Source organism: Kitasatospora sp. NPDC085464 (assembly GCF_044541955.1).
Lineage (GTDB): Bacteria > Actinomycetota > Actinomycetes > Streptomycetales > Streptomycetaceae > Kitasatospora.
Map to the genome: position 1 here is coordinate 81,061 of NZ_JBITTM010000025.1, position 25,109 is coordinate 106,169.

A 25,109-nucleotide genomic window follows, 5' to 3' on the forward strand; every position below is an offset into this window, starting at 1 on the left:
TCACCCTCCCTCCGATCCGTGGGTCCATGGCGGTGTGCGTCGTCGGAGCGCTCCGGGCACCCCGGCTCCGGGCACCGGCTCTCCGAACGCCGCGACTCGGGCCACCCTGTCGCGGGCCACCCTGTCTCGGGGCACGGTGCCGCCGGGCACCGTGCCGCCGAGCGCCGGTCCGTGGCCGGCCGCGGCGGGTGTCACCAGCAGCGAGGCGGCCACCGTCAGGTGCAGCAGGTACGGCGAGGCGTCGCCCAGCCCGGCCTCGGTGTACGACGCGATCGCGCAGTAGCTGATCAGGAAGATCGCGCAGGCCCTCGCCGGCGACGGCGGCCGCAGCAGCGCGACGCCGCCCAGCACGACGAGGATCGCCGCCACGACGGTGACGCCGACCAGGCCCTGCTCGTTGTAGACGGCCAGCCAGCTGTTGTCGATCGGCAGCCCGCCGAACGACTTGTCGCCCAGCCCCACGCCGAACAGCTGCTCCGTGGTCGTCCGGGGCGCCGCCAGCAGCGCGTCCCAGACCTTGGCCCGGCCGGTGAGGTTGGAGAAGTTCTCCTGGCTCTGTCCGCGCAGGAACCACGCCTGCAGCAGGGAGCTCAGCCCGACCGCGGCCACGGTGGCGCACAGCACCGCCCAGGTGAAGAACCGGCGGGCGGCGGCGCTGGTCAGGACGAGCGAACCGACGGCCAGCACCAGCCCGATGAGCATGGCGACCGTCGCCGTCCGGGTGTGGGTCAGCGCGAGCAGGACGAAGGACGGCACGATGACGGTGGCGGCGCTCGCCCCGGTGGTCCGGCGGTCCAGCAGGAGCAGCACGGTGAGCCCGATGATCACCGCGGCGTACTGGCCGATCTGCGGCGGGGTGAGCGGCCACAGCGCACCGACCAGCCGCCCGCCGTAGAGGTCGGGCATGGCCGCGCCCGGCGAGACGACCAGGCCGGCGGCCACCGACGCGAGCACCGCGAAGTACATCCGGATGTGGTGCCGGACGAGCAGCGGGCCGCCGTCCCACCAGCGGCTGAGCAGCCACAGCGTGCCGACGAACAGGGTCAGCCGGAAGCAGCGGAACAGCGCCCCGAACCCGGACTCCAGGTGCGCGCTGGAGATCACGCTCAGCACCAGCATCAGGGTGAGCAGGAACAGGAAGGCGCCGGCGCGGATGCGCAGCCGGAGGTTGAGGGCGAGCGCCAGCGCGAACGCGGTGACCAGCGCGCCCATGGTGGCCATCTGGATGAGGGAGCGGGGCAGCGGGACGATGGTCTTCGCCCCGGCGGAGCCGAGGGTGTTGAGGATGAGCAGCCCCCAGACCGTCCCGACGGCCTTCGGGGTGCCGGCCGGGCGCGGCCGGGCGTCGGGCCGCGCGCCCGCGGTGTCCGGTCCGGCGGGCGGCCCGGCGCACATCTGGTTCCGGCCCATCTCAACCACCCGCCCGCGGCCGGAAGGTGCTGCCCTGGTCCTGCTGGTACGGCGCGCCCTGCCACTGCGCGGAGTCGAGCGTCCGGCTCGGGTCGTGGGCGACGAAGCTCCACGGTCCGAGGTAGGTGTTGTCGTGCCAGCGGTTCTGCTGCTTGCCGGTGATCGCCTCGGCCACCGGTTCGCCCTTGTACGGCGACCAGTCCGGGTAGGTGCCGTAGTTGGCGAGCACCGCCATCCGGCCGCAGCCGGTCGTGCAGCCGGGGACGGTCGGGTCCAGAACGAAGCGGTTGTCGTGGATGTCGACGCGCTGGGTCTTCCACCGGCAGTCGGCGTAGAGCGGTGCGCCGGCGATGCCCGGCTGTGCGCAGCTGGCGGTGTTCTTCACCAGCAGGGTGCAGTCACCGGACGAGGTGTTGGCCGGGCTGTTGCAGAACCGGTCGGCGTTCTCCCACAGGGTGATCCCGGACCAGTTGTCCTCCAGCACGTTCCGGTCGATCTCGATCTTGTCCGTGCGGGCGGGGATCCGCGGTTCGCCGCCGGACTCGGACAGGTAGACGGTCGCGACCGGGAAGTTGTCGCCACGGTCGGCGTACCTGCGGCCCTCGACCCAGTCGTTGCGCCGGATCGTGTTGTTCCGGATGACCGCGTTGTAGCTGGTCTCGTAGATCAGCGCGGCGCCGTCGTTGGACTCCAGCACGTTGTCCTCGATGCGGAAGTCGTTGTTGTTGGTGTCCGCCCACAGCCCGGTGCCGCGGTTGTCGTGCACCCAGTTGCCGCGCACGTCGGCGCCGTTGACGGCCCAGAACTTGACGCCTCCGGTGCAGCCGCAGCCCGGTTGGCGCCGCTCCCACTCGTCGGTGTCGTTCCCGGTGATCTCGTTGCCCTCCACCACGAGGTCGCTGACGGGGCCGCCGGTCTTGTACGCGTTCATGCCGTACTGCCCGTTGCCGCGCAGGCAGCTGGCGCGGACCCGCTGGTGGGCGCCGGCCATCAGCCCGGCGCCGGAGTTGTTCTGGATCGTCGCGTGCTCGATCACCCACCCGTCGGCCGAGTCGTGGTTGACCACGCCCTCGTTCTGCGGCGCGACGAAGCCCTGCACGGTCAGGTAGCGGATGGTGACGCCGCCGGCGGCGCCGCCGAACGCGTACTCGTTGGTCTTCCCGCCGTCGAGCACCGCGCCCGGCGCGCCGAGGTAGCTGTCCCCCTCCTTGGGGACGACCTGGGCGTACCGGTCCGACGCGAGCCGGTGCGTGCCCGGTCCGAGCCAGAACGTGGTGTTCGGCGGGCTGTTCCTGGTCTTCGCGGACAGGTCGCCGACCACCGCCGGGTCGACCGTCACCGCGCCCGCCGGCGCCGTCGCCGGTCCGGCCGCGGGCTCGGCGCACACCCGGGCGACGGCCACGGCCGCGGCCGCGGTCGGCGCCCCGGTCGGCTTCGCCGGGGCGTCCGACGTGCTCGTGCAGCCGGTCGCCGCCAGCAGGGCGAGCGTCAGCACCGCCGCAGCCGACGCCGTGCGCCGCGGCGTCGACGCCCCCCGGTGCGGCCGCCTCGTGATCCCCACGCGCCCCCCTAGCCGTGGAACCTGAGTACGGTGGTGAACCCCTGCGCGCCGTCGGCGAAGCCGGTGCCGACCAGCGTGGTGGCGGGCTCCTTGCGGCCGAAGCCGGCGGAGTACCAGCCGAGCGGCGGGTCGCTCTCGCCGCGGTGGGCGCGCCAGGACAGCTGCCCGGCGAGGTCGAGCTCCGCGGAGCGGTCCTCGCCGTCACGGGTCCAGGTGAGCAGCGCCCGGTTCCCCGTCAGGTCCGCGGTGACGGCGGGGCCGAGGTGGAAGGCCAGCCGTACCGGCCGGCGCGGGCCGCTCACCTCGTCGACCACCCGCAACTCCCGGCTCCCGGCGGTCAGTTCCACCCGGCGGCGGTGCACGGAGGGCCGGTAGCCGTCGTGTTCGGCGCACCAGCGGGCCACTCCCCCGCCGGCCGCGTCCTTGTCTGCCACGTCCGCGACCAGGACGCGGCTGCGGGCCTGCCGGGTCCACAGGAACGGGCCGCCGGAGACGGACTGGTCGGCGCCGTCCAGTTCCAGCGTGTTGTGGCCGAGGGTCGAGCGGAAGTACCGCCGCCACTCCGGCTGTCCGTGGTAGCAGAACGTCCCCGGGTCGGCGAGCACGTCGACCCCGTCCTGCCGGACCTCCAGGGACAGCGCGTCGGCGTGGGCGTGCGCGGCGATGGACCGGAACCCGTGCGGACCGCCGTCGCAGCGGCACCAGATCCGGTCCTCCTCGTCGCGGAGGATGGTCATCCCGGCGTCGGCCAGGTGGACGGGCCGGCTCGCCGGGCGGGCCACGCCCGCCCCGTACGGCTTCAGCAGCGCGGCCAGCAGCGGGGTGCGGACGTCGCCGGCCGCCACCTCCGGCCACCAGGGCAGGCGGCCGAACACGGCCTCCCCGGTGGCGAGCAGCGAGGCCCAGCGGTCGGTGCCCGCGCCGTCCACGACCAGGCCGTGCCCGTCGTCCGCGTCGCCCTGGCGCGGGGGCCGCAGCCGGTTGTCGACCACGGCCGCGAGGGCGTCGGTCATGCGCAGCAGCACCAGACGGACCGTCGCGGGGACGGGCACCCCGGCGGCGTCCGCCTCGGCGACCGCGGCCAGGCCGAGCTCCAGGACGAGCCCGTGGTACTCGCTGGCCAGCTCCCGGTTGAGGCCGGACAGGAAGGTGTTGGCGCGCAGGTGCCGGTCCAGCGAGCGCAGCGCCTCCGCGCGCCGGCGCTCCGACTCGGGGAACCAGTCGAAGGCGCAGGAGGCGGCGAACTGCCCGGCGGCCTCGGCGATGACGTGGTTGTTCGCGGAGGAGCCCCGGCTGGGGAAGGCCGCCAGCCAGCGCTGGTGGTGCCAGATCTGGTGCAGCGCCGTCGGGTTGGCCTCGAACAGCGCGGCCGCGCCCGACCAGCCGTCCAGCAGCCGGCGCACCCACACCCAGGACAGCAGCCGGATGCCCAGCTCGATGCCGCTGACCCAGTGCACGCCCTCCAGCGGCGGGTTGACCTTCCACCAGGAGCGCAGGTGGTCGGCGACGCGCTCGGCGTAGCGCTCGTTGCCGGTGACGGCGTACGCGGCGGCGAGCACCGTCAGGTACTGGTGCCGGGAGGGCTCCCAGATCTGCTTGATGTCGCCGACGGCGCCCTCGTCCCGGTAGGGCACGTCGAAGGCGTAGCCGGCGGTGGCCCGGCGGCCGGTCTTCGGGTCGAACCACCAGTCCGGGTCGGCCATGTCCGCGCGCTCCACGCCGAAGAACCCGGCGCGGCCGTCCATCAGCCGGTCCGCCTCGGCGACCAGCCGCTTGGCAGCCTCGGCGGGCACCGCCTCGACCGCCCCGGCGGGCAGCACGGCGGTGAACCGGGCGCCGCTGACGGCCGGGCCCGCCGGCGGGATCTCGTTGCCCCACCGGCGCCGGCGCAGCGTGTCGCCCACCCGGCCGGCGACCTCCTGCGGCCCCATCGCGGACAGGCGCCGCAGGTACCAGCCCGCGCTCATGGTCACAGCGACCTCGCCAGGGCCACCGGGGCGCCGGCGCCCAGGCTGGCCTGCACCGCGAGGGTGGCCGCCGTGGTGGCGACCAGGGACTCCAGCGGCACCGGCATCGGCCCGCCGGTACGCACGGCCTTGACGAACGAGGCCAGCTCGTTGGACTGGCCCTTGTCCCGGGCCTTGGGCAGCCGCGAGCTGACCCACCGCTTGCGGCCGTACACCGAGGCGCGGACGAAGTCGTCGAGCTTGAGCACCTTGCCGTCGGCGAGCAGGTCCAGCGTCTCCTTGGGGAAGCCGGGCGCCCCGGAGGTGACGTAGCTGATGGTGGCGGTGGAGCCGTCGGGGTAGCCCAGCACGATCTGGAGGTCCTCGTTGCCGGACGGGGCGACGGCGTACACCGACACCGGGTCCGCGCCGAGCAGCCAGCTCGCGGTGTCGATGAAGTGGCCGCCCTCGCCCTCGAAGCGCGAGCCCTCGGTGCCCTGCTGGAGGTACCAGCTGCCGTGCTGGAGGCGGCCCGCGTTGACGAGGTAGCGCAGGCTGGCCGGGCCCGTACGGGCGCCGAGGCGGGCCCTGGCCTCGCGCAGCAGCGGGGCGAAGCGGCGGTTGAACCCGACTTGGAGGCGGTCGTTGCCGGACTCCTCCACCGTGGCGAGCACGGAGGCGAGTTCGTCCTCGGTCAGGGCGAGCGGCTTCTCCACGAAGACGGCCTTGCCGGCCAGCAGCGCCTTGCGGGTCAGGGAGGCGTGCGAGCTGTGCCGGGTGACCACGAAGACGGCGTCGATCGAGGAGTCCCCGAGGACGGCGTCCAGGTCGGTGGTCGCCCGGGCGAAGCCGAACTTGCGCTGGGCGTTGGCCGCGGACAGGGACGTGGTGGTGACGACGGCGGACAGTGCCACGCCCTCGCGCCGGGCCAGGTGCGGCAGCAGCATGGAGGACGCGTAGTTGCCCGCGCCGACGAACGCCAGCCGCACCGGGGCGCCGGCCGGGCGGGCCGCGGCCGTCCGCGCGGCGGGGAGCCTGACGGCGGGGATCTCCAGCTTCGGGGCCTCGGCCTTCGCCGGCGGCTCCGATTCCGCCGGGGCGTAGCGGAACAGCGCGGTGACGGCCTTCAGTTCGCCGTCCTTGAGGCGCCGGTACGTCTCCACGGCGTCCTCGAAGTCGGCGACGTGGGAGATCAGCGGGTCGACGTCGACGCGGCCGCGGGCCATCAGGTCGATGAAGCAGGCCAGGTTGCGCCGCTCCGTCCAGCGCACGTACCCGATCGGGTAGTCGCGTCCCTCCAGCTCGTACTCCGGGTCGTAGCGCCCGGGGCCGTAGGAGCGCGAGAAGCGGACGTCCAGCTCCTTCTCGTAGTACGCGTTCCACGGCAGGTCCAGGCGGCACTTGCCGATGTCGACGACCCGGCCGCGGTCCCGGGCCAGGTGCGCGGCCAGCTCCACGGGCTGGTTGCTGCCGCCGCCGGCCGCCAGGTACACCTGGTCCACGCCGTGGCCGTCCGTCAGCTCCGCGACGGCGTTCTCCACGGCCGCCGAGCCCGGGTCGCCGCAGGCCGCCGCGCCCAGGCGCTCGGCGAGCTCGCAGCGCGAGGGGTCCGGGTCGGCGCCGACCACGCGCACGCCCGCCGCGGTGAGCAGCTGCACCACCAGCTGCCCGATCAGCCCGAGGCCGATCACCAGCGCCACCTCGCCGAGCTGCGGCTCGCCCTGGCGGACGCCCTGCAGCGCGATCGACCCGACGGTGCCGAAGGCCGCGTGCCGCGGCGCCAGGCCGTCCGGCACCGGGGTGTAGAGGTTCTTCGGCACCCAGTTCAGCTCGGCGTGCAGCGCGTGCTCGTTGCCGGCGCAGGCCACCAGGTCGCCGGCCTTCACGTCGTCGATCCCGGCGCCGACCTGCTCGACCACCCCGCACAGCGAGTAGCCCAGCGGCGTGTACGAGTCCAGCTTGCCCATCACCTTGCGGTAGGTGGCGGGCAGTCCGTTGGTGGCCACGCTCTGCATGACCTTGGCCACCTGGTCCGGCCGGGAGCGGGCCTTGCCCAGCATCGACATGCCGGCCTCGGAGACCTTCATCAGTTCGGTTCCGGTGGAGATCAGCGAGTAGGCGGTACGGACCAGCACCCCGCCCGGCTTGCACCCCGGCGCCGGCACGTCGAGCACCGCCAGCTCGCCGCTCTTGTAGTTCTGCACGACCTGTTTCACTCGGAGTCCCCTAGGTTTCTCAGCCGTCACGTGTGCTCTACGCCGGCGAACCGGCGCTGTGGTCGGCCCCGGAGGTCGCACTGCGGTACCAGTACTCCAGGGTCAGCACGTGCCACAGGTGTTTGGAGAAGTCCCGCTGCCCGGAGGCGTCCTCGGCGACGAGCCGCGCCAGCGCGTCGCGCCGCAGGAACCCGGAGCGGACGAGCACGCCGTCGTGCACCACCTCGCGCACCAGCGGGGCGAGGTCCCGGCTCATCCAGGCCCGCAGCGGGGCGCTGAACAGGCCCTTGGGCCGGTACACGATCTCCCGGGGCAGGACCGAGGTGGCCGCCTCCTTGAGGACGGCCTTGCCCTGCCGTCCGACGATCTTCCGGTCGCCGGGCACGGCGAACGCCGCCCTGACCACCTCGACGTCCACGTACGGCACCCGCACCTCGGTCGACGCGGCCATGCTGGAGCGGTCGGTGTACGCGAGGTTCAGGCCCGGCAGGAACATCCGGGCGTCGCCCAGGCACATCCGGTTGACGAAGTCGTCGAGTTCGTTGTCCCGGTAGACGTCCGCGTGCTCGGTCAGGACGTCGTCGACGGTCCCGGCGAGGTCCGGATCGACCAGGGCGAGCAGTTCGGCCCGGTCGTACATGGTGTAGCTGCGCCGGAACGCCGTCTCCTCCGGCAGGTCGGCGAAGGACAGGAACCGCTTGGCGAACCGCACCGACCGGTACCCGCGGCGGGCCGAGGCCACCGGCAGCCGGTCCACCGCCGCGGACAGGCCGCGCCGCAGGGGCCGCGGGACGCGCTGGTAGCGCAGCGCGATCAGGTTGGCCAGGTGCTTGCGGTAGCCGGCGAACAGCTCGTCGGCGCCCATCCCCGAGAGCAGCACCTTGACGCCGGCCTCCCGGGCGGCCGAGCAGATCAGGAAGGTGTTGATCGCGGCGGGGTCGCCGATCGGCTCGTCCAGGTGGTACGTCATCCGCGGCAGCAGGTCGAGCACGTCCGGGGCGATCTCGATCTCGTGCAGGTCGACGCCGAACCGCTCGGCCACCTGACGGGCGTAGCGGAGGTCGTCCGGCATCGCCTCGAACCTGGCGTCCTCGGCGCGGAACCCGATCGTGTAGGCGGAGATCCCGGGGTGGTCGCGGGCCGCCAGCGCGGTCAGGTAGCTGGAGTCCAGCCCGCCGGAGAGGAAGGTCGCCACGGGGACGTCGGAGAGCAGGTGGCGCCGGGTCGACTCCTCGACGATCGCGGCGATGTCGGGCAGTTCGCCGCTGCGGGCCCGTTCCCGGCCCTCGGCGGCGACGTCCCGCAGGTGCCAGAACCGGCCGCGCTCCACCCGGCCGTCGGGCCGGCACCGCAGCCAGCTGCCTGGCGGCAGCTTCTCCGCCTCGCGGAACGCGCACCGCGAGTCCGGCACCCAGTAGTACAGCAGTGAGGCCACCAGCGCCGCGTGGTCCACCTGCAGCGACCCGCCGGTGGCGGCGGCCAGCGCCTTGAGCTCGGAGGCGAACACCAGGCCCTCGCCGCGCCGGAGCAGGAAGAGCGGCTTGATGCCGAGTTGGTCGCGGGCGAGCACCAGCTCGCCGGTCCGCTCGTCGAAGATCCCGAACGCGAACATGCCGCGCAGCCGGGGCAGGCAGTCCGTGCCCCAGCGCCGCCAGGCCTCCAGCAGCACCTCGGTGTCGGAGGTCCCGCGGAAGCGCACCCCGGCGGCCGACAGTTCGGCCCGCAGCTCGGGCGCGTTGTACAGCTCGCCGTTGTACGTCAGGACGAGGCCGTTCGAGACCATCGGCTGGGCGCCGGTCTCCGACAGGTCGATGATGGCCAGTCGGCGGTGCCCGAGGTGCACCTCGCCGTCACCGACGGGGTGGCTGTACCGGCCCGCCCCGTCCGGCCCCCGGTGCGCGAGGGTCTCGGTGAGCAGGTCGGTCACCGCCTTCCCGTCCGGCCATCGGTACGTTCCTGCGATGCCGCACATGTCCTACCTCGCCTCCTGGTCGCTGTCCGGGACCATGGCGGTCCACATCGGTAGCCGCTCGGTCCGCCGCCGCCCCGTGCCGATCGGCCGGGCCGGCCGGTCGTTGCGGCCGCGCGGCGCGGCGGGCGGCCCGTCCCAGAGCGTGCCGTCGGTCCGGTCCCGCGGATCGGGGTCGATCAGCACCACACCGATCACCGGTATGCGCTGGTCCGCGAGTTGCCGCGCCACGGTGTGCAGCCATGCGGCGCTGCCGTGGCCGGCCCGCACGACGAGCACGGTCCGGGTGCCGAGGTGGCGCAGGTCGGTCCACGCCGTGCCGGGCGCCACCGAGCCGACGCCGACCCGCCGTTCCTGCGCCGACTCGGCCTCGGCCGTCCCGTCGGCGACCACCGTCGGCGCCCCGGGCCCGGGGCGGCGGTCGGCGAGCTTCGAGCCGGGCAGGCCGTCGACCACGACGACCTGCCCCTCCTCGCCCAGTGCCGCGGCGAGGTCCAGGGCGATCGCGCCCGTGCTGCGCGCACAGCCCAGTTCCAGCAGCGACACCGGCTCCGCGGAGTCGCGCACGCTGCGGACCAGGGTCGCGGTGAGCCGGCTGCGGGCCCTCCTGGTCCGGCGTCCCTGCCACCGCCGCCCCCGCCGACGGGGCACCCGGCGCAGCTCCGCGATGACGGAGGCGCCGAGGTTCGCCGCGATCTCCCGGCGCAGCACGGGCCGGTCCGCCACCACCACGCCGACGGCCGACACCGCGAGCCCGAGGACGAGCCCGAGGACGAGTCCGACCACGGCGTCGGTGGCGGCGGTCCTCGCCAGGGAGTGCCGCTCGGCGCGCGGGGTGTCCACGATCTGGGTGCCGGCGACGAGCCGGGGCGTGCCGACGCTCGCCTCGGCGGCCCGCTGGCCGAAGTCGGTGATCCGCGAGGTGAGTTCGGCCCGGCTGGCGAAGAGCGACTCCATGTTCGCCGAGGCCTTCGGACCGCTCTGCGGCGTCGCGTCGCCGATCGCCTTGTTGACCTGGGCGAGTTGCTCCTGCAGCCGGTCGCGCTGGTCGAGCAGGCTCTTGGCCTCGGCGGCCGCGGCCTCCTGGATCCGCCGGACGTGGTCGGCGACGAACGCGTCGGCCAGCGCCTTGGCCCGGGCCACCGCCTCCGCGTCGCTGCGGCCCTTCACGGTGATCTGCAGCAGGTTGTTGGTCAGGCCGATGCCCCCGTAGTCCTGCATGAAGTCCTCCGGCTTGTCCGGGGAGCCGAGGGCCTGCAGGGCCTTGCCGGCGATCCCCGTGGTCTGCAGCAGGGCGACGTCGGTGCGGATGAGGGTCCCGGGGTCGTTCGGCTGGTCCGCCTCGTGCGCGACCAGCACCTTGGCCACCGCACTCGGCGGCGCCGGCATCAGCACCGCCGCCGCCGCGCCGAGCAGCAGCCCGAGCAGCGCCATGGCACACCAGAGGCGGCGGCGCCTGCGCACCGCGACCACCAGCGCCTGCAGGTCCAGCAGCGGCGTGGCGGCCGGCGACTCCGACGTCGTACTCGTCGTCACCCCGAACCTCTCCTCGCCTCGTCGCCGACGGCGGCCGGGATGTCGGTCCCCGGCTCGGGTACGGTCTCCGGCTCGGGCGCAGCCGCGGCCGCGGGCTCGGCGCCCTCCGGCGGGCGTCCGGCCGTCCGCGCCGGTGCCCGGACCGCGCCGGCGACGACCGCGCCGACGACCTTGTGCCGGGCGTCCGCGCACGCCTCGGCGATGCCGGTGAGCTCGCCCGCGGTCCAGTTGCCCGCGCTGAGCACGACCAGGACACCGGACTCGTCGTCACGGTCCGGCACCAGCGGCCGGGACACCGACACCCCCACCACCCGCAGCAGCGGATCGCCGCCGGCCTCGGTGACGAGCTGCCCGGCGGCCAGGCGGGCCGTCTCGTCGCCGTCCGGGACGAGGACCAGCAGCCGCTGGGCGGCGGGCAGCCGGTCCCGGAGGCGGGCGCACACCCGCCGGTAGCGGACCTGCCGTCCGGCCTCGTCGCCGGAGGCCTGCGGGGCCGGGACGTCCCACCGGGTGTCGACGCCCAGCAGTCGGCGGAGCCGGGCCAGCGGGCCGCGGCCCTGCGGCCGGTGGACGGGCCGTTCACCGGGGACGTCGACGGTGCCGAGGACGACCGAGCCCAGCGCCGCGGCGATCTCGGGCTCGGTACGCGGGCGGCGGCTCATCCGTGCGGCGGTGAGGTGGCCGATGACGGCGAGGACGAGGAACAGCAGCGCCCCGGCGACGACGAGCTGCATCCGCGTCGGCGGTGCCTCGCCGGTCGGCCGGGCGGCCGGCCCCATGACGACCATGTTGGCCCGGTTCGCCGCCGGGTCGACCTGGTCCAGCTTCTTGACGGCGTCCTGCAGCGCGGTGCGCAGCTTGGCGAGTTCGGTGCGGGTCTGCACACTCTCCACGGTCTGCCCCGGATCGGCCGCGTCGGCCAGGTCGGTGATGCGCCGACTGGCCTGCACCACCATCTGCCGCAGCGCCTCGGGCTGGGACGCCGCGGGGTCGGTGCTGTCGCCGGCGATCCGCGCGGCGAAGGTGACGAACTGCTGGGCGACCTGGTCGGAGAGCTGCTGGGCGCGCTCCGGGGTCTCGGCCGTGCCCGAGATCTTGATGATGTTCCCGTCGGCGGCCGTGGCGCTCACCCGGTCCTGCAGCGCGGTGCCGGTGACGCCGCTCCAGCCGAGCGCGGCGGCCGCGCGGTCGACCACCACCGAACTGCTCGCGATCTCCGCCTGGGTCAGCAGCTCGCGCTCCTGCCACGCCCCGGGCAGCAGGACGGACGCCGACGCCGTGAAGCGCGGCGGGAACAGGAAGGACGTGCCGTAGCCGACGAGCGCACCCAGCACGGCGAGGACGGCGAGGAGCCGCCAGCGCCGACGCAGGATCCAACCGATCGTGACCAGACGTATCGTTTCATCGCTCAACGGCGGGGCCTTCTCCCTGCCCGGTTCGGGCCGCCCGCCGACACCGGCGCCCGACCACGGCAGGCGGCGGCGTACGCGGCGAGCAGCGATCGCTGGGAGTTCCGCCAGGCGAGCGGCCCGTTGATCCGCTCCTGACCGAGCTTGCCCATCCGGCCGCGCTCCTCCGGATCGTCCAGCAGCCGCGCGATGAGCGCGGCGAACTCGGCCTCGTCGTTCGCGGGCGCGTAGACGGCGGCGTCACCGGCGGAGACCCGCGCCTCCCGGAGGTCGAAGGAGACGATCGGCCGCCCCATCACCATGTACTCCAGGACCTTGTTCATGGTCGACACGTCGTTGAGCGGGTTGCGCGGGTCGGGCGAGAGGCAGACGTCGGCGCTGGACAGGTAGCGCACCAGGTCGGCGTCCGGCACCCGCCCGGTGAACTCCACCTGCTCCGAGAGACCGAGCCGCCGGGACAGCTCCACCATCGCGTCGAAGGTGTCGCCGCCGCCCACGAACACCGCGTGCCAGTCGGTCCGCCCCTGCTCGTCGCGCAGCTTCGCGAGGGCCCGCAAGGCGTAGTCGACGCCGTCCTGCGGGCCCATCACACCGAGGTAGCACAGCAGATGGGGCTTGCCGCGCTTCAACTCCGGCTCGGGCGGCACCGGTTGGAACCGGTCGGTGTCGGGCGCGCTGCGCACCACGAAGACGTCCTCCGGCCGCCGGCCGCCGCGGCGCAGCGCGACGTCCCGGTAGCTCTCGTTCGTGGCCAGCACGACGTCCGCGGACCGGTAGGTCCACCGTTCCAGCGCGCACACGGCGCGGTGGAGCAGGTCCGCGCCGCGGTCGAACCGGGAGAGGTAGAGCTCGGGCACCAGGTCGTGCTGGTCGAAGACGATCCGCGCCCCGCGCCGCTTCAGCCACAGGGCCGGCAGGAACAGCAGGTCCGGCGGGTTACAGATGTGGACCACGTCGACCGGGCCGACCCTGCGGGCCAGCCGGGCGGTGTGCCACAGCGCCGATCCGTACTCCTGCAGGTAGCCGGCCGGCCCGCCGGTGGCCGCGCGCAACGGGTAGCGGTGGATCCGCACGCCGTCGATCACCGCTTCCGGCTCGGTGTCCCGCTTGGTGCCCCGCGGGCAGACGACGTGCACCTCCCAGCCCGCGTCGCGCAGTGTCGTGCACTCCTGCCACACCCGCCGGTCGAACGGCACCGACAGGTTCTCCACCAGGACCAGCGCGCGGCGGCCCGCGCCGTCGCCGACCGGCTCGCTGAACGACGCGTCACCAAGCAAGGCCGGTGTACCCCGGTTCGGTCCGGCGCACGTCGGCGTCGGGAAGGCGGATGAGGTCGATGATCTCCGGGCCGCCGGCATGGGGCAGCGCCGACAGGACGGCCGGCTCCCTGGTCCCGACCACGCACACCTCGGCGTGTTCGAGCACCTCGTCGACGGACTCCGCGAGCAGCTGCGCGAGGTGCGGCAGCCGGGTCTCGATGTACTCGCGGTTCGCGCCGAGCAACCGGGAGAGGTTCACGTTGGGGTCGTAGATCCGCAGGTCGTAGCCCTTGCCGAAGAGCCGCTCCGCCAGCTCGACGAGCGGGCTCTCGCGCAGGTCGTCGGTGCCGGGCTTGAACGAGAGGCCGAACAGGCCCACCCGGCGCTTGCCGGTGCGCTCGACCAACTCCACCGCGCGCTGCAGGTGTTCGGCGTTGGAGGGCAGCACGTGGGCGAGGATGGGAACCGCGACGTCGGCCCGCTGCGCCGCGTGGACCAGGCTGCGCAGGTCCTTGGGCAGGCAGGAGCCGCCGAAGGCGAAGCCGGGCCGCAGGTAGGCGGGGCTGACGTTCAGCTTGCGGTCCGCCAGGAAGACGTCGATCACCTGGTGCGAGTCCACCCCGAGCGCCCGGCACACCGCGCCCAGCTCGTTCGCGAAGCCGATCTTGAGGCCGTGGAAGGCGTTGTCCGCGTACTTGATCGCCTCGGCCGTCGGGACCGGCACCCGGAACACCTCGCCGGGCAGGCCCTCGTACAGCGCCGCGACCACGTCGCCGCCGGCCGGGTCGAGCTCGCCGATGACGGTCTTGGGCGGATCGAAGAAGTCCCGCACGCTCGTGCCCTCGCGCAGGAACTCCGGGTTGACGGCGACTCCGAAGTCCACCCCGGCGGTGCCGCCGGCGTACTTCTCCAGGATCGGGACCAGCAGGTTCAGGCAGGTGCCCGGGAGCATGGTGCTGCGGAACACGACGGTCTGCCGCCCGCCCCGCTCGGCCACCGCGGCACCGATCTGCTCGGTGACCCGCTCCAGGTAGGTGGTGCACAGGCTGCCGTTGGGCTCCGACGGCGTGCCCACGCAGACCAGCGACACGTCGCTGCCCATGATCGCCTCGCGGACGTCGGCGGTCGCGCGCAGCGCCCCGGTCCGCACGACCTCGGCGATGAGCTCGCCGATCCGCTCCTCGACCACCGGGGCCTTGCCCTCGTTGACCAGGTCGACCTTCACCTGGTTCACGTCCACCCCGATGACCTCGTGCCCCAGGCTGGCCAGGCACGCGGCCGACACGCAGCCCACGTAGCCGAGCCCCAGGACGCTCACCCTCATGACCCGTTCCTCCCCTCGGGCAGGCCCCTGCGGCCTGCCGTCCGCGCGCCGTCCGGACGACGCCCCCCACCCATCAGTAGGCCCCCTGTCCCTGGAGCACGGCCCGCAGCGTCTTCCACAAGATCACCGTGTCCAGGGCGAGCGACCAGTCCTCCACGTACCGCAGGTCCAGCCGCACCGCCTCCTCCCACGGCAGGTCGCTGCGTCCGCTGATCTGCCACAGGCCGGTGAGCCCGGGCTTGACGAGCAGCCGCCGCCGGATCTCCGGGCCGTACGCCGCGGACTCCTCCGGCAGCGGCGGCCGCGGGCCGACGAGCGACATCGAGCCGGTGAGCACGTTGACGAGCTGCGGGAGCTCGTCAAGCGAGTACCGGCGCAGCACTCCTCCCACCCTGGTCACCCGAGGGTCCCGGCGGAGCTTGAACAGCAGGCCGGCGCCCTCGTTGCGGTCGGCCAGCCCGGCCCGCGCCCGGTCGGCGCCGACGACCATGGTGCGGAACTTGACGATGGTGAACTCGCGGCCGTCCTTGCCGACCCGGTGCTGGCGGTAGAACGCCCCGCCCCGGCTGTCCGCCAGCACCAGCAGCCCGACGAACAGCATCAGCGGCGCGAGGAGGACCAGCAGGACGGCGGCGCCCAGCCGGTCCACGACCTCCTTGACCACCCGGCGCCCCCCGGTGAACGTCGGCATGCTCACCCGCAGCATCGGGATCCCGAGCACCGCGTCGACGTGCAGCCGCGGGCCGGCCACCTCCATCAGCACGGGCGCCACGACCATCTCGGCGTCGCTGCCTTCGAGGTTCCAGGCCAGCCGCTGCAGCCGGTCCGGCGACCAGTGCGGGTCCGGTGTGATCGCGACGACCCGGTAGCCGTCGCGGCGGACGTGGTTGGCGACGTCCGTCAGCCGCCCGACGACCGGCACGCCGTCCAGCCGGTCGCCGTCGGGCCCGAGGCCGTCCGGCGTGCACACCGCCTCCACCCGCCAGCCGAGGTGCGGGAACTTGCGGGTCCGGGCGATCAGGTCGCGCACGGTGGCCACGCTCCCGGCGGCGAGCACCGGGCGCAGGCACAGTCCCTCGTTGCGCTGCTTGTGCAGCCGAAGGCGCAGCAGGTACCGCTCGGTCATGGTGACGAGCGTGATCGCCGGGATGGCGACGAAGATCCAGAGCCTGATGTTGTGCGAGCTGAGGGCGATCCCGCCGAGGGCCAGGACGACGGCCGCCGTGAACAGCGAGCGTCCGAGCCGGCGGAACTCCTCGGCACCCTGGCCGAGCACGGCCGGCGCCCAGGAGCGGGTCACCGTCAGCGCGCCCAGCACCAGCAGTTCGGTGCCGAAGGCCAGGATCCCCCACTTCTCGTGCCAGTTGGCCGCGTCGCGGACCCCGAAGAAGCCCCCGATCGCCGCCACGACGAAGGCGGTGGCCACGGTGTCACTGACGATCACGGTCCGGCGGTACCGCTGCTCCCAGTGCCGCGCGGGCCGCTTGATCGCCCCGTTCCCCGGGCGCCCCCGGGCCGACCGGAACGAGTCGGCTAACTCCCCCTCCTCCACAGCGTTTTCCAGGTCACCAGTGGGTTCGACGTGTTCGCTCCACACGGTTCCTCCCCCCGGGAGGCGCATGCGCCTCCCGCACTGTTCCTCCCCCGGGAGGCACCGCCTCCCGCGCCGCGCCGTTCCTTCCGCAAGGACGCCCCCGCCTCCCCGCGACATGGCAAAACCGGTTGTTGCAGCGCTACGTGAACATCCCACCCCGGCGGCAGCGGACCCGTACGTCCCGCCCGCCTCCCGATGCGCGCGGGGACCCGTCGACGGTTGCTCCCGGCACGCCAAGCGCCCTCTCGGGCTCCAAGAATCGATCACCCCCACGTCCGGCGCCGGGGCACGGCGGCTGGCCGTCCGCAGGGCCGGACCCGTAGATCACCATTTGTCCACTCGTGCCCAAACTCGCGAAGCACGGTCAATCTAGAGCATCAGGGCCGCCCGAAGAAGGGGATGTGTGCATCTTGTGCTGAGGCTTTGGAGCTGCATCGGCCGGGCGGCAAGCGACCGCGGACGTCCCGACCACCAGGACGTGCCCTGTGACCTGTGATGACGGGAGCACTCCGGGTCAGCTCGTCGTGAGCATGGTGACGCCGTGGAAAGGTGGCGCTCAGTTGTCCGGCCGGTGGACCAGGGTGATCCTGCGACGCCGTCGCACGGCCGGTACGCTCGCGCTCTCCCGCAACCCCGGCAGTGCGCCGGCGGCCCGCCGGTACCACCCGCCGTATCGGCCCGCGGCCCACACCGCGGACACGCCGTGGAGCAGCACGCTCAGGCCGACGGTGACCGCGACCACCCGCCCGATCGTCTCCACCGCGGTGATGTGCTCCTCGGCGACGAGGAGCCCGAGCACGATCGAGGCGAGGCCGCGCGGCCCGAACCAGCCGATGTAGAGCACCGTGGGCGGCCGCAGCCCGCTGCCGACGAGGGCGAGGGCCACCGGCACCATCCGCACCACGGTGAGGCTGAGCACGGCGTAGCCGACGATCCGCCAGCCGAGGTGCTCCAACGCCGGGCCGAGCAGCACCGCGCCGAAGAACAGCAGGCTCAGCACGGCCAGCAGGCCACCCAGGTACTCCGCCAGGTCGGTCGTGTGCCCGTCGTCCGCGGCGGGCCCGGCGGCGGCGGCGGGCCGGCCGGCTGCGGCGGGCGCTTCGGCCCCGGCGGGCCGGCCCGTCCCCAGCCCCTGCGCGAACGCGAAACCGGCCACCCACGCGGCGATGAAACCGCTCCCGTGCGTGACCACGGAGAGCGAGTACGGGGCGAAGGCCACCGCGAGGACGTAGATCTGGCGCCACTCGCCCGTGACCCAGCCGCGCGCCGCCGCCCACCGCAGGAGCCGACCTCCGCCCCAGCCGAGGGCCAGGCCGAACGCGGTGCTGAGCAGGAGCGCGCGCCAGAACGTCCCGCCCACGCCCTCCTCCGCGTAGGAGGTGCCCGGGACGCCGGCCAGGAAGAGGACGAAGAAGGGCAGCACCATGCCGTCGTTCAGCCCGCTCTCCACGTTCAGCGTCTGACGGACCAGTCGCGGCACCCGCGGGTCGGAGATGGCGCTCGCGCCGAGCGCGGCGTCGGTGGGGGCGAGGATCGCACCGACGAGCGCCGGCTCCCAGGCCGTCAGCCCCGGCAGGAGCGGCCAGGCCAGCAGCCAGCCCGCCCCGATGCTGAGCAGCAGGCCGATCCCGAGGAGCCGGCCCGGCAGCGCTCCGCCGGTGCGCAGGTCCCCGAGGCGCACCGACGTGGCGTCGGTGAACAGCACCAGGGTGAGGGCGGCCTCCAGGAGCGCGAGCAGCGGTCCGGCGTCGTTCGCCAGGCTCACCAGGTCGAGGCCGACCGGTCCGATCAGGATCCCGCAGCCGACGAACACCATCGCGGCGGACACCGGCGACCGAGCCAGCCGCGCCGACCCGAGCGCGTAGACGGCCACGACACCGGCCACCGCCGCGCCGGTCCAGGCGGTGTCACTCATGACACCGCGCGCTTCCGCCGCATCCGACCCGGATTCCCATCGCTGCTCGCTGTCCCTCGGCGCCGTCGTCCCCCCACTGTGCTGCACCCCGGCGCACGCGCCCCCGAGCGACACGTACGCCGCTTCGCTCCGCATCCGCGGCCGCGCCGGGGCGGTCGGGACCGACACCGTCGGCCTCAGTGGTTTCGGACAAAACGTCACATACCGTATCGCGGGGCGATATGACGGGCACCCAAGGCACCCGCCACGACCCTCGCCCCCGTCGCCCCGACTCCCGGCCGGGCACCCAGCCCCGGGCCGGGATCGATTACGGACCCCTGGAAGGCAGAACCCCATGCAGAAGACCACTCGGCTCGCCGTCGCCCTCGCGACCGCGCTCGCGGCGGCAGCCGTCTGCGCCCCGTCCGCGGCCGCCGCGACGCACGGCGGCGCCGGACACCCGCGCGGCGGGCACCACGCCGTGTTCGTCCAGACCGACGACCCGGCGGGCAATCAGGTCGTCGCCTACCGGCGGGCGGAGGGCGGGCAGCTCACCCCGGCCGGGACCTACGACACCCACGGCCTCGGCGGCGTGCTGGACGGATCGGTCGCCGACCACCTGGCCTCGCAGGGCTCCCTCACCTACGACCCGGGCCACGCCCTCCTGTACGCGGTGAACGCCGGCAGCGACACCGTCTCGGTGTTCTCGGTGGACGGCGACCGCCTCGCCCTGCGCCAGGTCGTCGGCTCCGGCGGCCGGTTCCCGGTGAGCGTCGCGGTGCACGACGACGCCGTCTACGTCCTCAACGCCCTGGACGGCGGCTCGATCCAGGGCTACACCGTGCACGACCGCCGCCTGGAGGCGCGGGCCGACCGGAACCGTCCGCTGGGGCTCGACCCGAACGCCACTCCGCAGTTCACCAACACCCCGGGGCAGGTGGGCTTCACCGGCGAGGGCTCCCAGCTCGTGGTCACCACCAAGGCGAACGGCAGCAGCCTGCTGGTCTTCAACCTCGACCGCTCCGGCACCCCCGCCGACACGCCCGTCACGACGACCCTGCCCGGGGCGGTGCCCTTCGCCTTCGTCCCGAACGGCGGGCACGGCCTCTTCCTGACCGAGGCCGGGACCAACGCCGTCGCCACCTTCACGGTCCATCGCGACGGCACCGCGACGCAGGAGGCGTTCGCGCCCACGAACCAGTCCGCCACCTGCTGGATCGTCGCCGTCCGCGACCTGCTCTACGCCTCCAACGCGGGCAGCTCGACCCTCAGCGGCTTCCGCACCGCCGACCACGGCCGCCGGCTGACCGCGCTGGGCAACACGCCCACCGATCCCGGCACCGTCGACGCCGCGGTCTCCTCGAACGGGCACTTCCTCTACGTCCAGACCGGCGTCAACGGCATCCTCGACGAGTTCGCGATCGGCGACGACGGGTCCCTCACGCCGATCGGCTCCCAGGTCGTTCCCCGCGGCGTCGGCGGCGAGGGCATCGTCGCCTTCTGACGGACCGCACCCGGCAGTCGGCGCCGGTCCCCCGCGGCCTCGTGCGGGCGGCCCGGGCCGACTGCCACCCCCGGGTCGGCGACCCCTCGGCGCATGTCGATCGACGAATGTTGATTCTTCAACTACAGTCCTTCTCGTCGGCCCGATCGGGCCGCACCCAGGAGGAGGAACCATGGAGCAGTCCGTCGTCGACAACGCCGAGATGTCGCGGTTCGAGATCCACGACGACGGTGAACTCGCGGGCTTCGCCGAGTACCACCGCTCCGGCGACGAGATCGCCTTCATCCACACCGAGATCGACCCCCGCTTCGGGGGCCGGGGGCTGGGCGGCAAGCTGGCGCGCGCCGCCCTGGACGCGGCACGCGAGCAGAAGCTCTCCGTCCTGCCCTACTGCCCGTTCATCCGCGGCTGGATCACCAAGCACCCGGAGTACACCGGCCTGGTCCCCGCCTCGCACCGCGCCAGGTTCGGCCTCGCCGCCGCCTGAGCACCCGGACGACGGCCGCGGTCACCCGGACCGGCCCGCCCGCCGGGGACGCGGCCGGATGCCCGGTGCGGCGGGGTCCTGCCCCGACCCCGCCGCACCGGGCGCGGCGTCAGCCGACGGTCACCCGGAAGGGGCCGGCCAGCACCGAGTAGCCGTCGTTGGCCAGGAAGTACGCGTCGTACGCGCCGGCACCGCCCAGCTTGCCCGTGGCGAAGGTGACCGCGCCGCTCTGGTTCGGCGTGTAGGACCAGGTCAGCGAGGACCGCGAGCCCGGGGTCACGCCCGCCGGGTAGAAGCCGACCCAGTTCTTCGCACCGGCCTGGGAGGCGTTCGGCAGCGCGTAGCGCAGCGTGACGTTGCCGCCGCCGGCCACCGCGTTCAGGTCGCCGGTCAGCGTCGGCGCGGTCGCCCGGGACGGCGCGAAGGCGGCGTTGAGCGGCGTCGCGTAGGTGTCGTTGGCCGTCAGGCCCGGCAGGCCGAGGGCCTGGTCGATGGTGCGGCCGACGCTGTAGTGGTCGTAGTGCAGCGGGCTGCTGGTCCCGGCCGGGACGGTGCCCTGCGAGCCGACGGCGACGGTGACGAGGTGGTTGTACGCCTCGGCGTGGCTCTCGTCCCAGGTCAGCAGCAGCAGCGAGCGCTGCTGGGTCCAGGCCGGGGAGGACAGCACCGGGGCGAGGGTCTGCTGCAGCCAGCCGTCCTGCACCTTCAGGCTGGCGGCGCTGCCGTTGCCGGAGGCCTCGCCGTCGTAGTAGTCGTCGGCGGCGATCCAGGAGAAGTTCGGCGTGGTGGCCGCGGACTGCAGGTCGGTGGTGAGCTGCGTGGTGTCGAAGAGGTGCGCCGCGCAGCGGGCCGGGTTGCCGCTGATGTCGGTGTAGTTGATGAACGGCGCGTCGTCGGGCTCGTAGTAGCTGTCGCTGCTCTTGCCGGTGTTGCAGGGGGTGCCCATGCCCTGCTCGTAGGCCTTCCAGGTCTTGCCGGCCTCCTCGATGGTGTCGCCGAGGTTGCGCTGGGGGGAGTTGATGTCGGGGAAGTAGGTGGCGCCCTTGGCGTAGGTGTCGCCGCCCGCGATGGCCAGGTAGTTCTCGTCGCTGGGGTGGTAGACGCCGTGGGAGTCGGTGAGGGTGGCGCCCTGGGACATCAGGGTGTGCATGAACGGCGTGTCCGCCGGGTCGTTCATGACCTGGGTGTAGTCGGTGTTCTCCATCATGACGACGAACACGTGGTCGTAGCCCGGTACGGCGGACGCCGGCGGGCCGAGCGGCGCGGGCGGGGCGACCGGGGTGTCCAGGGTGAGCGAGAGGTTGTCCAGGTAGCCGCTCTCGCTGGAGGTGGAGAGGAACTGCGCCTCGACCTGGATCGACCGGGTGCCGGCCGGGACCGCTCCGGTGGCGCTGCGGGAGAGGAACCGGGTGCTCAGGCCGCGGTCGGTCGCGGAGACGGTCGGCAGCTTGGCGGTGGCGCCGAGCGGGCGGCCGGCGGCGTCCTGGAAGTGCAGGCTGACGGCGACGTAGCCGCTGTTGACGGTCCAACCGCCCAGCCAGCCGGCGAGGTTGAAGTGCACGCCGCCGCCGTCGATCGCCGTGGCGGCCGAGGAGACGTCGACGGTCTGGGCCATCGAGCCGTCGCCGAAGTTGCCCGGCCCGAAGAAGGCCTTGCCGGGCGTCCGGCCGTCGTTCGGCAGGCCGAAGGACGCGACCGAGTGGCACATGACGTCGATGCCGCCGGCCTGGACGGTCCAGCCGGGGACGGTGGCGGCCGCGCTCCAGTCGCCGGTGCAGTAGCCGCCGGCCTCCGCGTCGCCGTTGACGATCAGGTTGCCGCTGCCGCCCGTGGCCCCGGCGGTGGCGGGGGTGGCGACGACCAGTGCGCCGACCAGGGGGAGGGCGGCGAGCAGCCCGCCGAGGGAGCTCAAGCGCAGTCTCATGGGGGGTACCTCGTCCCGTTGGTGAGGGTGGGTGCCATGGCTGTTCGCCATGAGCGGGACATAAGTACCGGCCGGCGCTGTCCACCGGAAGAACGCCTACCAAACTTGACCAGACAACTTTGAGCGCGGTCACCCACGCCCTCGCCGCCGCGGTCACCGGCGCACACGAACCGCCCGGCCCCGGGCGGGGTTTCCGCGCGGGGCCGGGCAGGTGTCCGGAGTAGGGCGGGCGGCCGGAGGCTACGGCAGGGTCCAGCGCTGGTTGGCGCCGCCGTTGCAGTCCCAGATCTCCAGCGGGGTGCCGTCGGCGGTGGCCGCCGCCGGATCGTCGAGGCAGCGGCCGGACTGGTCGCTCCTCAGGGTGCCGTCCGGCTGGGGCGTCCACTGCTGGTTGGCGCCGCCGGTGCAGTCCCACAGCTCGACCGTGCTGCCGTTGGCGGTGGCGGCACCGGTCACGTCGAGGCACTTGCCGTTGTGGGTGAGGGTGCCGTTCGTACGGGTCCACACCTGCTCGGCGCTGCCGTCGCAGGCCCAGAGCTGGACGGCGGCGCCGCTGGTGCCGGCAGCGGGCCGGGCGCAGGTGCCGGGCAGGGCGGAGGCGATCGGGCCGGTGTGGGTGGTCGGGGTGCCGGGGGTGAGGGCGAAGTTGTCGAACTGGTCGGTCTGGTAGCCCGTCACGCCGAGGCCGGCCCGGCCGTTGGTGAAGCTCGTGTCGGTCGCGCTGCCCACGGTGGTGCCGTCGATGCTCGCGGTGAGGGTCGCGTTGTCCAGGGCGAGCGCGACGGTGTGCCAGCGGCCGGTGCCGAGGGCGGTGGTGGTGCCGCTCGCGAGGGTGGTGAAGTTCCAGCGGGTGTCGCTCTTGTCGATGGACCAGGCCCCGGTGTCGCTCACCCGCAGGTGGTAGGCGTTCAGGCCGTTGTTGTTGCGGCCCTGCTGGTTGACCCGGCCGAGGAGCTCGACGGTGCTCGACTGCTCGAACATCGTGTCGGCGGTGACGGTGTAGTTGGACCAGCTGCCGTCGCCCATCATCGTGTACGGCGCGCTGTACGGCTCGTCCGTCCAGTTGATCGGCCTGGTCGGCGCCATCTGGCGCAGGCAGGTGCCGGTGCGGCCGCCGCCGCAGGCGACGGTCCGGAAGGCGCCGTTCATGTCCGCGAAGTACTTCGGCGAGGTGGTCGTGGCCGGGGTCTCGAAGCCGTCGGCGTAGGGCAGCTTCATCGGCGCGGCGGCCGGCGGGGTGGCGGTGCCCTTGCCCTGGCCGGTGGTGGTGGTCACGGTGTAGACCCGCCCGGGCTGCAGGGTGAGGGTGTACGAGCCGTGGGCCGGGGTGACGTCCTGCTGGTGGACGAACCAGTCGGCGGGGTTCGTCGAGTGGAGGTCGGTGGACCAGACGTGGACCTTGCCGGTGGACAGGCCGCCCGTCACGGTGAAGCTCGCGGTCCGGGCGGCGGTGGCGTCCATCGTCTCGATGACGGTGCTGTAGTCGCGGCCGTTCGTGCCCTTCAGCGTGACGTAGCTGCCGTTGGTACGGGCGTCGCCGAGGTAGCCGCTCGCGGAGTCGATGTAACGCCAACCGGGCTTGGTGAACTGGGTGGTGTGCGCGGTGACCCAGGTCGTCCTGCCGATGCTGTAGTTGCCGGACCAGGGCTGGTCGGCGATCGACATGCCGTCGGTGGAGAAGAACAGGTCGGGGTAGAGCGCGGCGATGGCCGGCCAGTTGAGGAACGAGGTCATCTTCCCGTCGAGGTAGCCGCGGTTGATCCCGCGCGCCACCGCCGGGGCGCCCGCGTCGGCGTCCTCGGAGCCGTTCTCGCTCGCCCACAGCGGCTTGCCGAGCGCCTGGGCGGTCGGCGTGCTGGGGCAGTCGGTGAAGGAGCTCATGTACCCGCAGGGGTAGTGCACGCCGACGATGTCGACGGCGTTCCTGAACGCCGGGTCGGTGGCCATGGCGTCGGCCACGGCCCAGGTGTCGTCGGCGGCGACGACCTTGGTGGCGCCGTAGCCACGGGCCACGAGCGTGCTCTTGAGGTTCTCGTACCAGGCCTTGTCGAAGCCGCGCTCGTTCCACCCGCCGAGGTAGGAGACGGTCAGGTGGTGCTGGGCGGCGCAGCCCATCCACGACATCAGGTAGTCGACGGAGTCCTGGGACCAGAAGTTGCCGCCGTCACCGGTGTTGCCGATCCAGCCGGGGGCACCCCAGGACAGCCCGTAGAACTTGATGTCGGGGTTGCGGGCCTTGGCCTGCTCGGCCAGCCACCACTCGTAGCCCTGGTTGCAGTCGACGGTGCCCCGGGTGTGCTCGATGCTGGGCTCGGCGCCGTCGGTGGAGTTGGTGTCGCCGCCGATCTCCAGCTTCAGCACCTGCAGCGAAGCGCCGTAGCCGGGTTTGAACAGGTAGTCGAGCAGTCGGCTGCGCTGGGGCTCCGGGTAGTCCGCCAGCAGGCGGGAGTTGCCACCGCCGCCGGAGATCGCGCCGACCCCGTCGAAGGTGAGGCCCGGCTTGGTGCCGTCGATGGTGATCGCGGTGGAGGCGGCGGCCTGCGGCGCGGCGGCCCGGGCGGCCGACGGCGCGGTGAGGCCGCCCAGCGCGCCGGCGAGCACGAGTGCCGCGCTCAGGGCGGTGCGCCAGGCGGATGACAGGTGTTGACGACCCATGGGCGTCTCCTGGTGGGAAGGGGTGGGGGATCCGTGCCGGGCGCCCGGAGGCGCCCGGCACGACGCGGGAGGGGAGTTGCTTCGCCGGTCCCGTTACGAGACGGTCCACTGCTGGTTGGCCCGGCCGCTGCCGCAGGTCCACTGGACGACCGTCGCGCCGTCGGCCGTCGAGGCGCCCGTGACGTCCAGGCACTTGCCGCTGTTCGCCGACACCAGCTGAACGGTGCCGGTTCCGGCGACCGGGACGAGCGACCACTGCTGGTTGGCCTTGCCGGCCCCGCAGGCCCACTGGACGATCAGCGCGCCGTCGGCCGTCGAGGCCCCGGTGACGTCCAGGCACTTGCCGCTGTTCGCCGACACCAGCTGAACGGTGCCGGTTCCGGCGACCGGGACGAGCGACCACTGCTGGTTGGCCTTGCCG

General features: G+C 73.5%; 16 protein-coding genes. 2 read left to right on the forward strand and 14 right to left on the reverse strand.

Translation table 11 applies throughout. The annotated features are described in order from the left end of the window. From ACIGG8_RS22675 to ACIGG8_RS22725, 11 genes are all read right to left on the reverse strand, one after another. Positions 1-1,410: an O-antigen ligase family protein gene (locus tag ACIGG8_RS22675; protein WP_396550232.1), complete on the reverse strand. Its 1,410-nt coding sequence runs from the start codon at positions 1,408-1,410 to the stop codon at positions 1-3. A 1-nt stretch (position 1,411) separates the two neighbouring features. Then, complete coding sequence (locus ACIGG8_RS22680; RefSeq protein ID WP_396550233.1) at positions 1,412-2,905, reverse strand: right-handed parallel beta-helix repeat-containing protein; 1,494 nt, start codon at positions 2,903-2,905, stop codon at positions 1,412-1,414. A gap of 74 nt (positions 2,906-2,979) precedes the next feature. Further along, complete coding sequence (locus tag ACIGG8_RS22685) at positions 2,980-4,944, reverse strand: alginate lyase family protein (RefSeq protein WP_396550235.1); 1,965 nt, start codon at positions 4,942-4,944, stop codon at positions 2,980-2,982. Next, positions 4,941-7,133, reverse strand: a complete 2,193-nt coding sequence (locus ACIGG8_RS22690) for a bi-domain-containing oxidoreductase (RefSeq protein WP_396550236.1) — start codon at positions 7,131-7,133, stop codon at positions 4,941-4,943. Before ACIGG8_RS22690 ends, ACIGG8_RS22685 begins: the two co-directional genes overlap by 4 nt. Positions 7,134-7,170: 37 nt before the next feature. Further along, on the reverse strand, positions 7,171-9,105 hold the full coding sequence (asnB, locus tag ACIGG8_RS22695) for an asparagine synthase (glutamine-hydrolyzing) (RefSeq protein WP_396550237.1): 1,935 nt from the start codon (positions 9,103-9,105) through the stop codon (positions 7,171-7,173). 3 nt (positions 9,106-9,108) lie between these two features. After that, on the reverse strand, positions 9,109-10,638 hold the full coding sequence (locus ACIGG8_RS22700) for a Wzz/FepE/Etk N-terminal domain-containing protein (protein ID WP_396550239.1): 1,530 nt from the start codon (positions 10,636-10,638) through the stop codon (positions 9,109-9,111). After that, entirely contained in the window at positions 10,635-12,050 is a 1,416-nt protein-coding gene (locus tag ACIGG8_RS22705) for a Wzz/FepE/Etk N-terminal domain-containing protein (protein WP_396550240.1), read from the reverse strand. The genes ACIGG8_RS22700 and ACIGG8_RS22705 overlap by 4 nt, the downstream gene beginning before the upstream one ends. Next, the gene (locus ACIGG8_RS22710) at positions 12,047-13,324 is read right to left on the reverse strand and encodes a glycosyltransferase family 4 protein (protein WP_396550242.1); all 1,278 of its coding nucleotides are present in this window, start codon (positions 13,322-13,324) and stop codon (positions 12,047-12,049) included. The genes ACIGG8_RS22705 and ACIGG8_RS22710 overlap by 4 nt, the downstream gene beginning before the upstream one ends. Beyond that, positions 13,314-14,630, reverse strand: a complete 1,317-nt coding sequence (locus ACIGG8_RS22715) for a nucleotide sugar dehydrogenase (RefSeq protein ID WP_396550244.1) — start codon at positions 14,628-14,630, stop codon at positions 13,314-13,316. The genes ACIGG8_RS22710 and ACIGG8_RS22715 overlap by 11 nt, the downstream gene beginning before the upstream one ends. Positions 14,631-14,703: 73 nt before the next feature. Continuing rightward, a complete protein-coding gene (locus ACIGG8_RS22720) occupies positions 14,704-16,182 on the reverse strand; it encodes a sugar transferase (RefSeq protein ID WP_396550309.1) in 1,479 nt (492 codons plus the stop codon). Between the two features lie 598 nt (positions 16,183-16,780). Next, positions 16,781-18,139 (reverse strand): cation:proton antiporter, encoded by a 1,359-nt coding sequence (locus tag ACIGG8_RS22725; protein WP_396550246.1) that lies wholly within the window; start codon positions 18,137-18,139, stop codon positions 16,781-16,783. Positions 18,140-18,473: 334 nt separating this feature from the next. On the opposite strand from ACIGG8_RS22725, the gene ACIGG8_RS22730 reads away from it, so the two are divergent. Both ACIGG8_RS22730 and ACIGG8_RS22735 read left to right on the forward strand, forming a co-directional pair. Beyond that, positions 18,474-19,622 (forward strand): lactonase family protein, encoded by a 1,149-nt coding sequence (locus tag ACIGG8_RS22730; RefSeq protein ID WP_396550247.1) that lies wholly within the window; start codon positions 18,474-18,476, stop codon positions 19,620-19,622. Positions 19,623-19,794: 172 nt separating this feature from the next. Continuing rightward, positions 19,795-20,109: a GNAT family N-acetyltransferase gene (locus ACIGG8_RS22735; RefSeq protein ID WP_396550251.1), complete on the forward strand. Its 315-nt coding sequence runs from the start codon at positions 19,795-19,797 to the stop codon at positions 20,107-20,109. Positions 20,110-20,218: 109 nt separating this feature from the next. Here ACIGG8_RS22735 and ACIGG8_RS22740 read toward each other — a convergent pair whose 3' ends face one another. The 3 genes from ACIGG8_RS22740 to ACIGG8_RS22750 form a co-directional block, all read right to left on the reverse strand. After that, a complete protein-coding gene (locus ACIGG8_RS22740; RefSeq protein WP_396550252.1) occupies positions 20,219-22,033 on the reverse strand; it encodes an alkaline phosphatase family protein in 1,815 nt (604 codons plus the stop codon). A gap of 240 nt (positions 22,034-22,273) precedes the next feature. Further along, on the reverse strand, positions 22,274-24,688 hold the full coding sequence (locus ACIGG8_RS22745; RefSeq protein WP_396550254.1) for a ricin-type beta-trefoil lectin domain protein: 2,415 nt from the start codon (positions 24,686-24,688) through the stop codon (positions 22,274-22,276). 93 nt (positions 24,689-24,781) lie between these two features. Beyond that, a partial coding sequence (locus tag ACIGG8_RS22750; protein WP_396550256.1) for an RICIN domain-containing protein occupies positions 24,782-25,109 on the reverse strand: 328 nt, incomplete at its 5' end.

Bases quoted from the DNA above. Each gene is read 5' to 3' on its own strand.
- ACIGG8_RS22675 (WP_396550232.1), bottom strand. From the start codon at position 1,410: ATGGGCCGGAACCAGATGTGCGCCGGGCCGCCCGCCGGACCGGACACC.
- ACIGG8_RS22740 (WP_396550252.1), bottom strand. From the start codon at position 22,033: ATGAGACTGCGCTTGAGCTCCCTCGGCGGGCTGCTCGCCGCCCTCCCC.
- ACIGG8_RS22745 (WP_396550254.1), bottom strand. From the start codon at position 24,688: ATGGGTCGTCAACACCTGTCATCCGCCTGGCGCACCGCCCTGAGCGCG.
- ACIGG8_RS22730 (WP_396550247.1), top strand. From the start codon at position 18,474: ATGCAGAAGACCACTCGGCTCGCCGTCGCCCTCGCGACCGCGCTCGCG.
- ACIGG8_RS22715 (WP_396550244.1), bottom strand. From the start codon at position 14,630: ATGAGGGTGAGCGTCCTGGGGCTCGGCTACGTGGGCTGCGTGTCGGCC.
- ACIGG8_RS22735 (WP_396550251.1), top strand. From the start codon at position 19,795: ATGGAGCAGTCCGTCGTCGACAACGCCGAGATGTCGCGGTTCGAGATC.
- asnB (WP_396550237.1), bottom strand. From the start codon at position 9,105: ATGTGCGGCATCGCAGGAACGTACCGATGGCCGGACGGGAAGGCGGTG.
- ACIGG8_RS22725 (WP_396550246.1), bottom strand. From the start codon at position 18,139: ATGAGTGACACCGCCTGGACCGGCGCGGCGGTGGCCGGTGTCGTGGCC.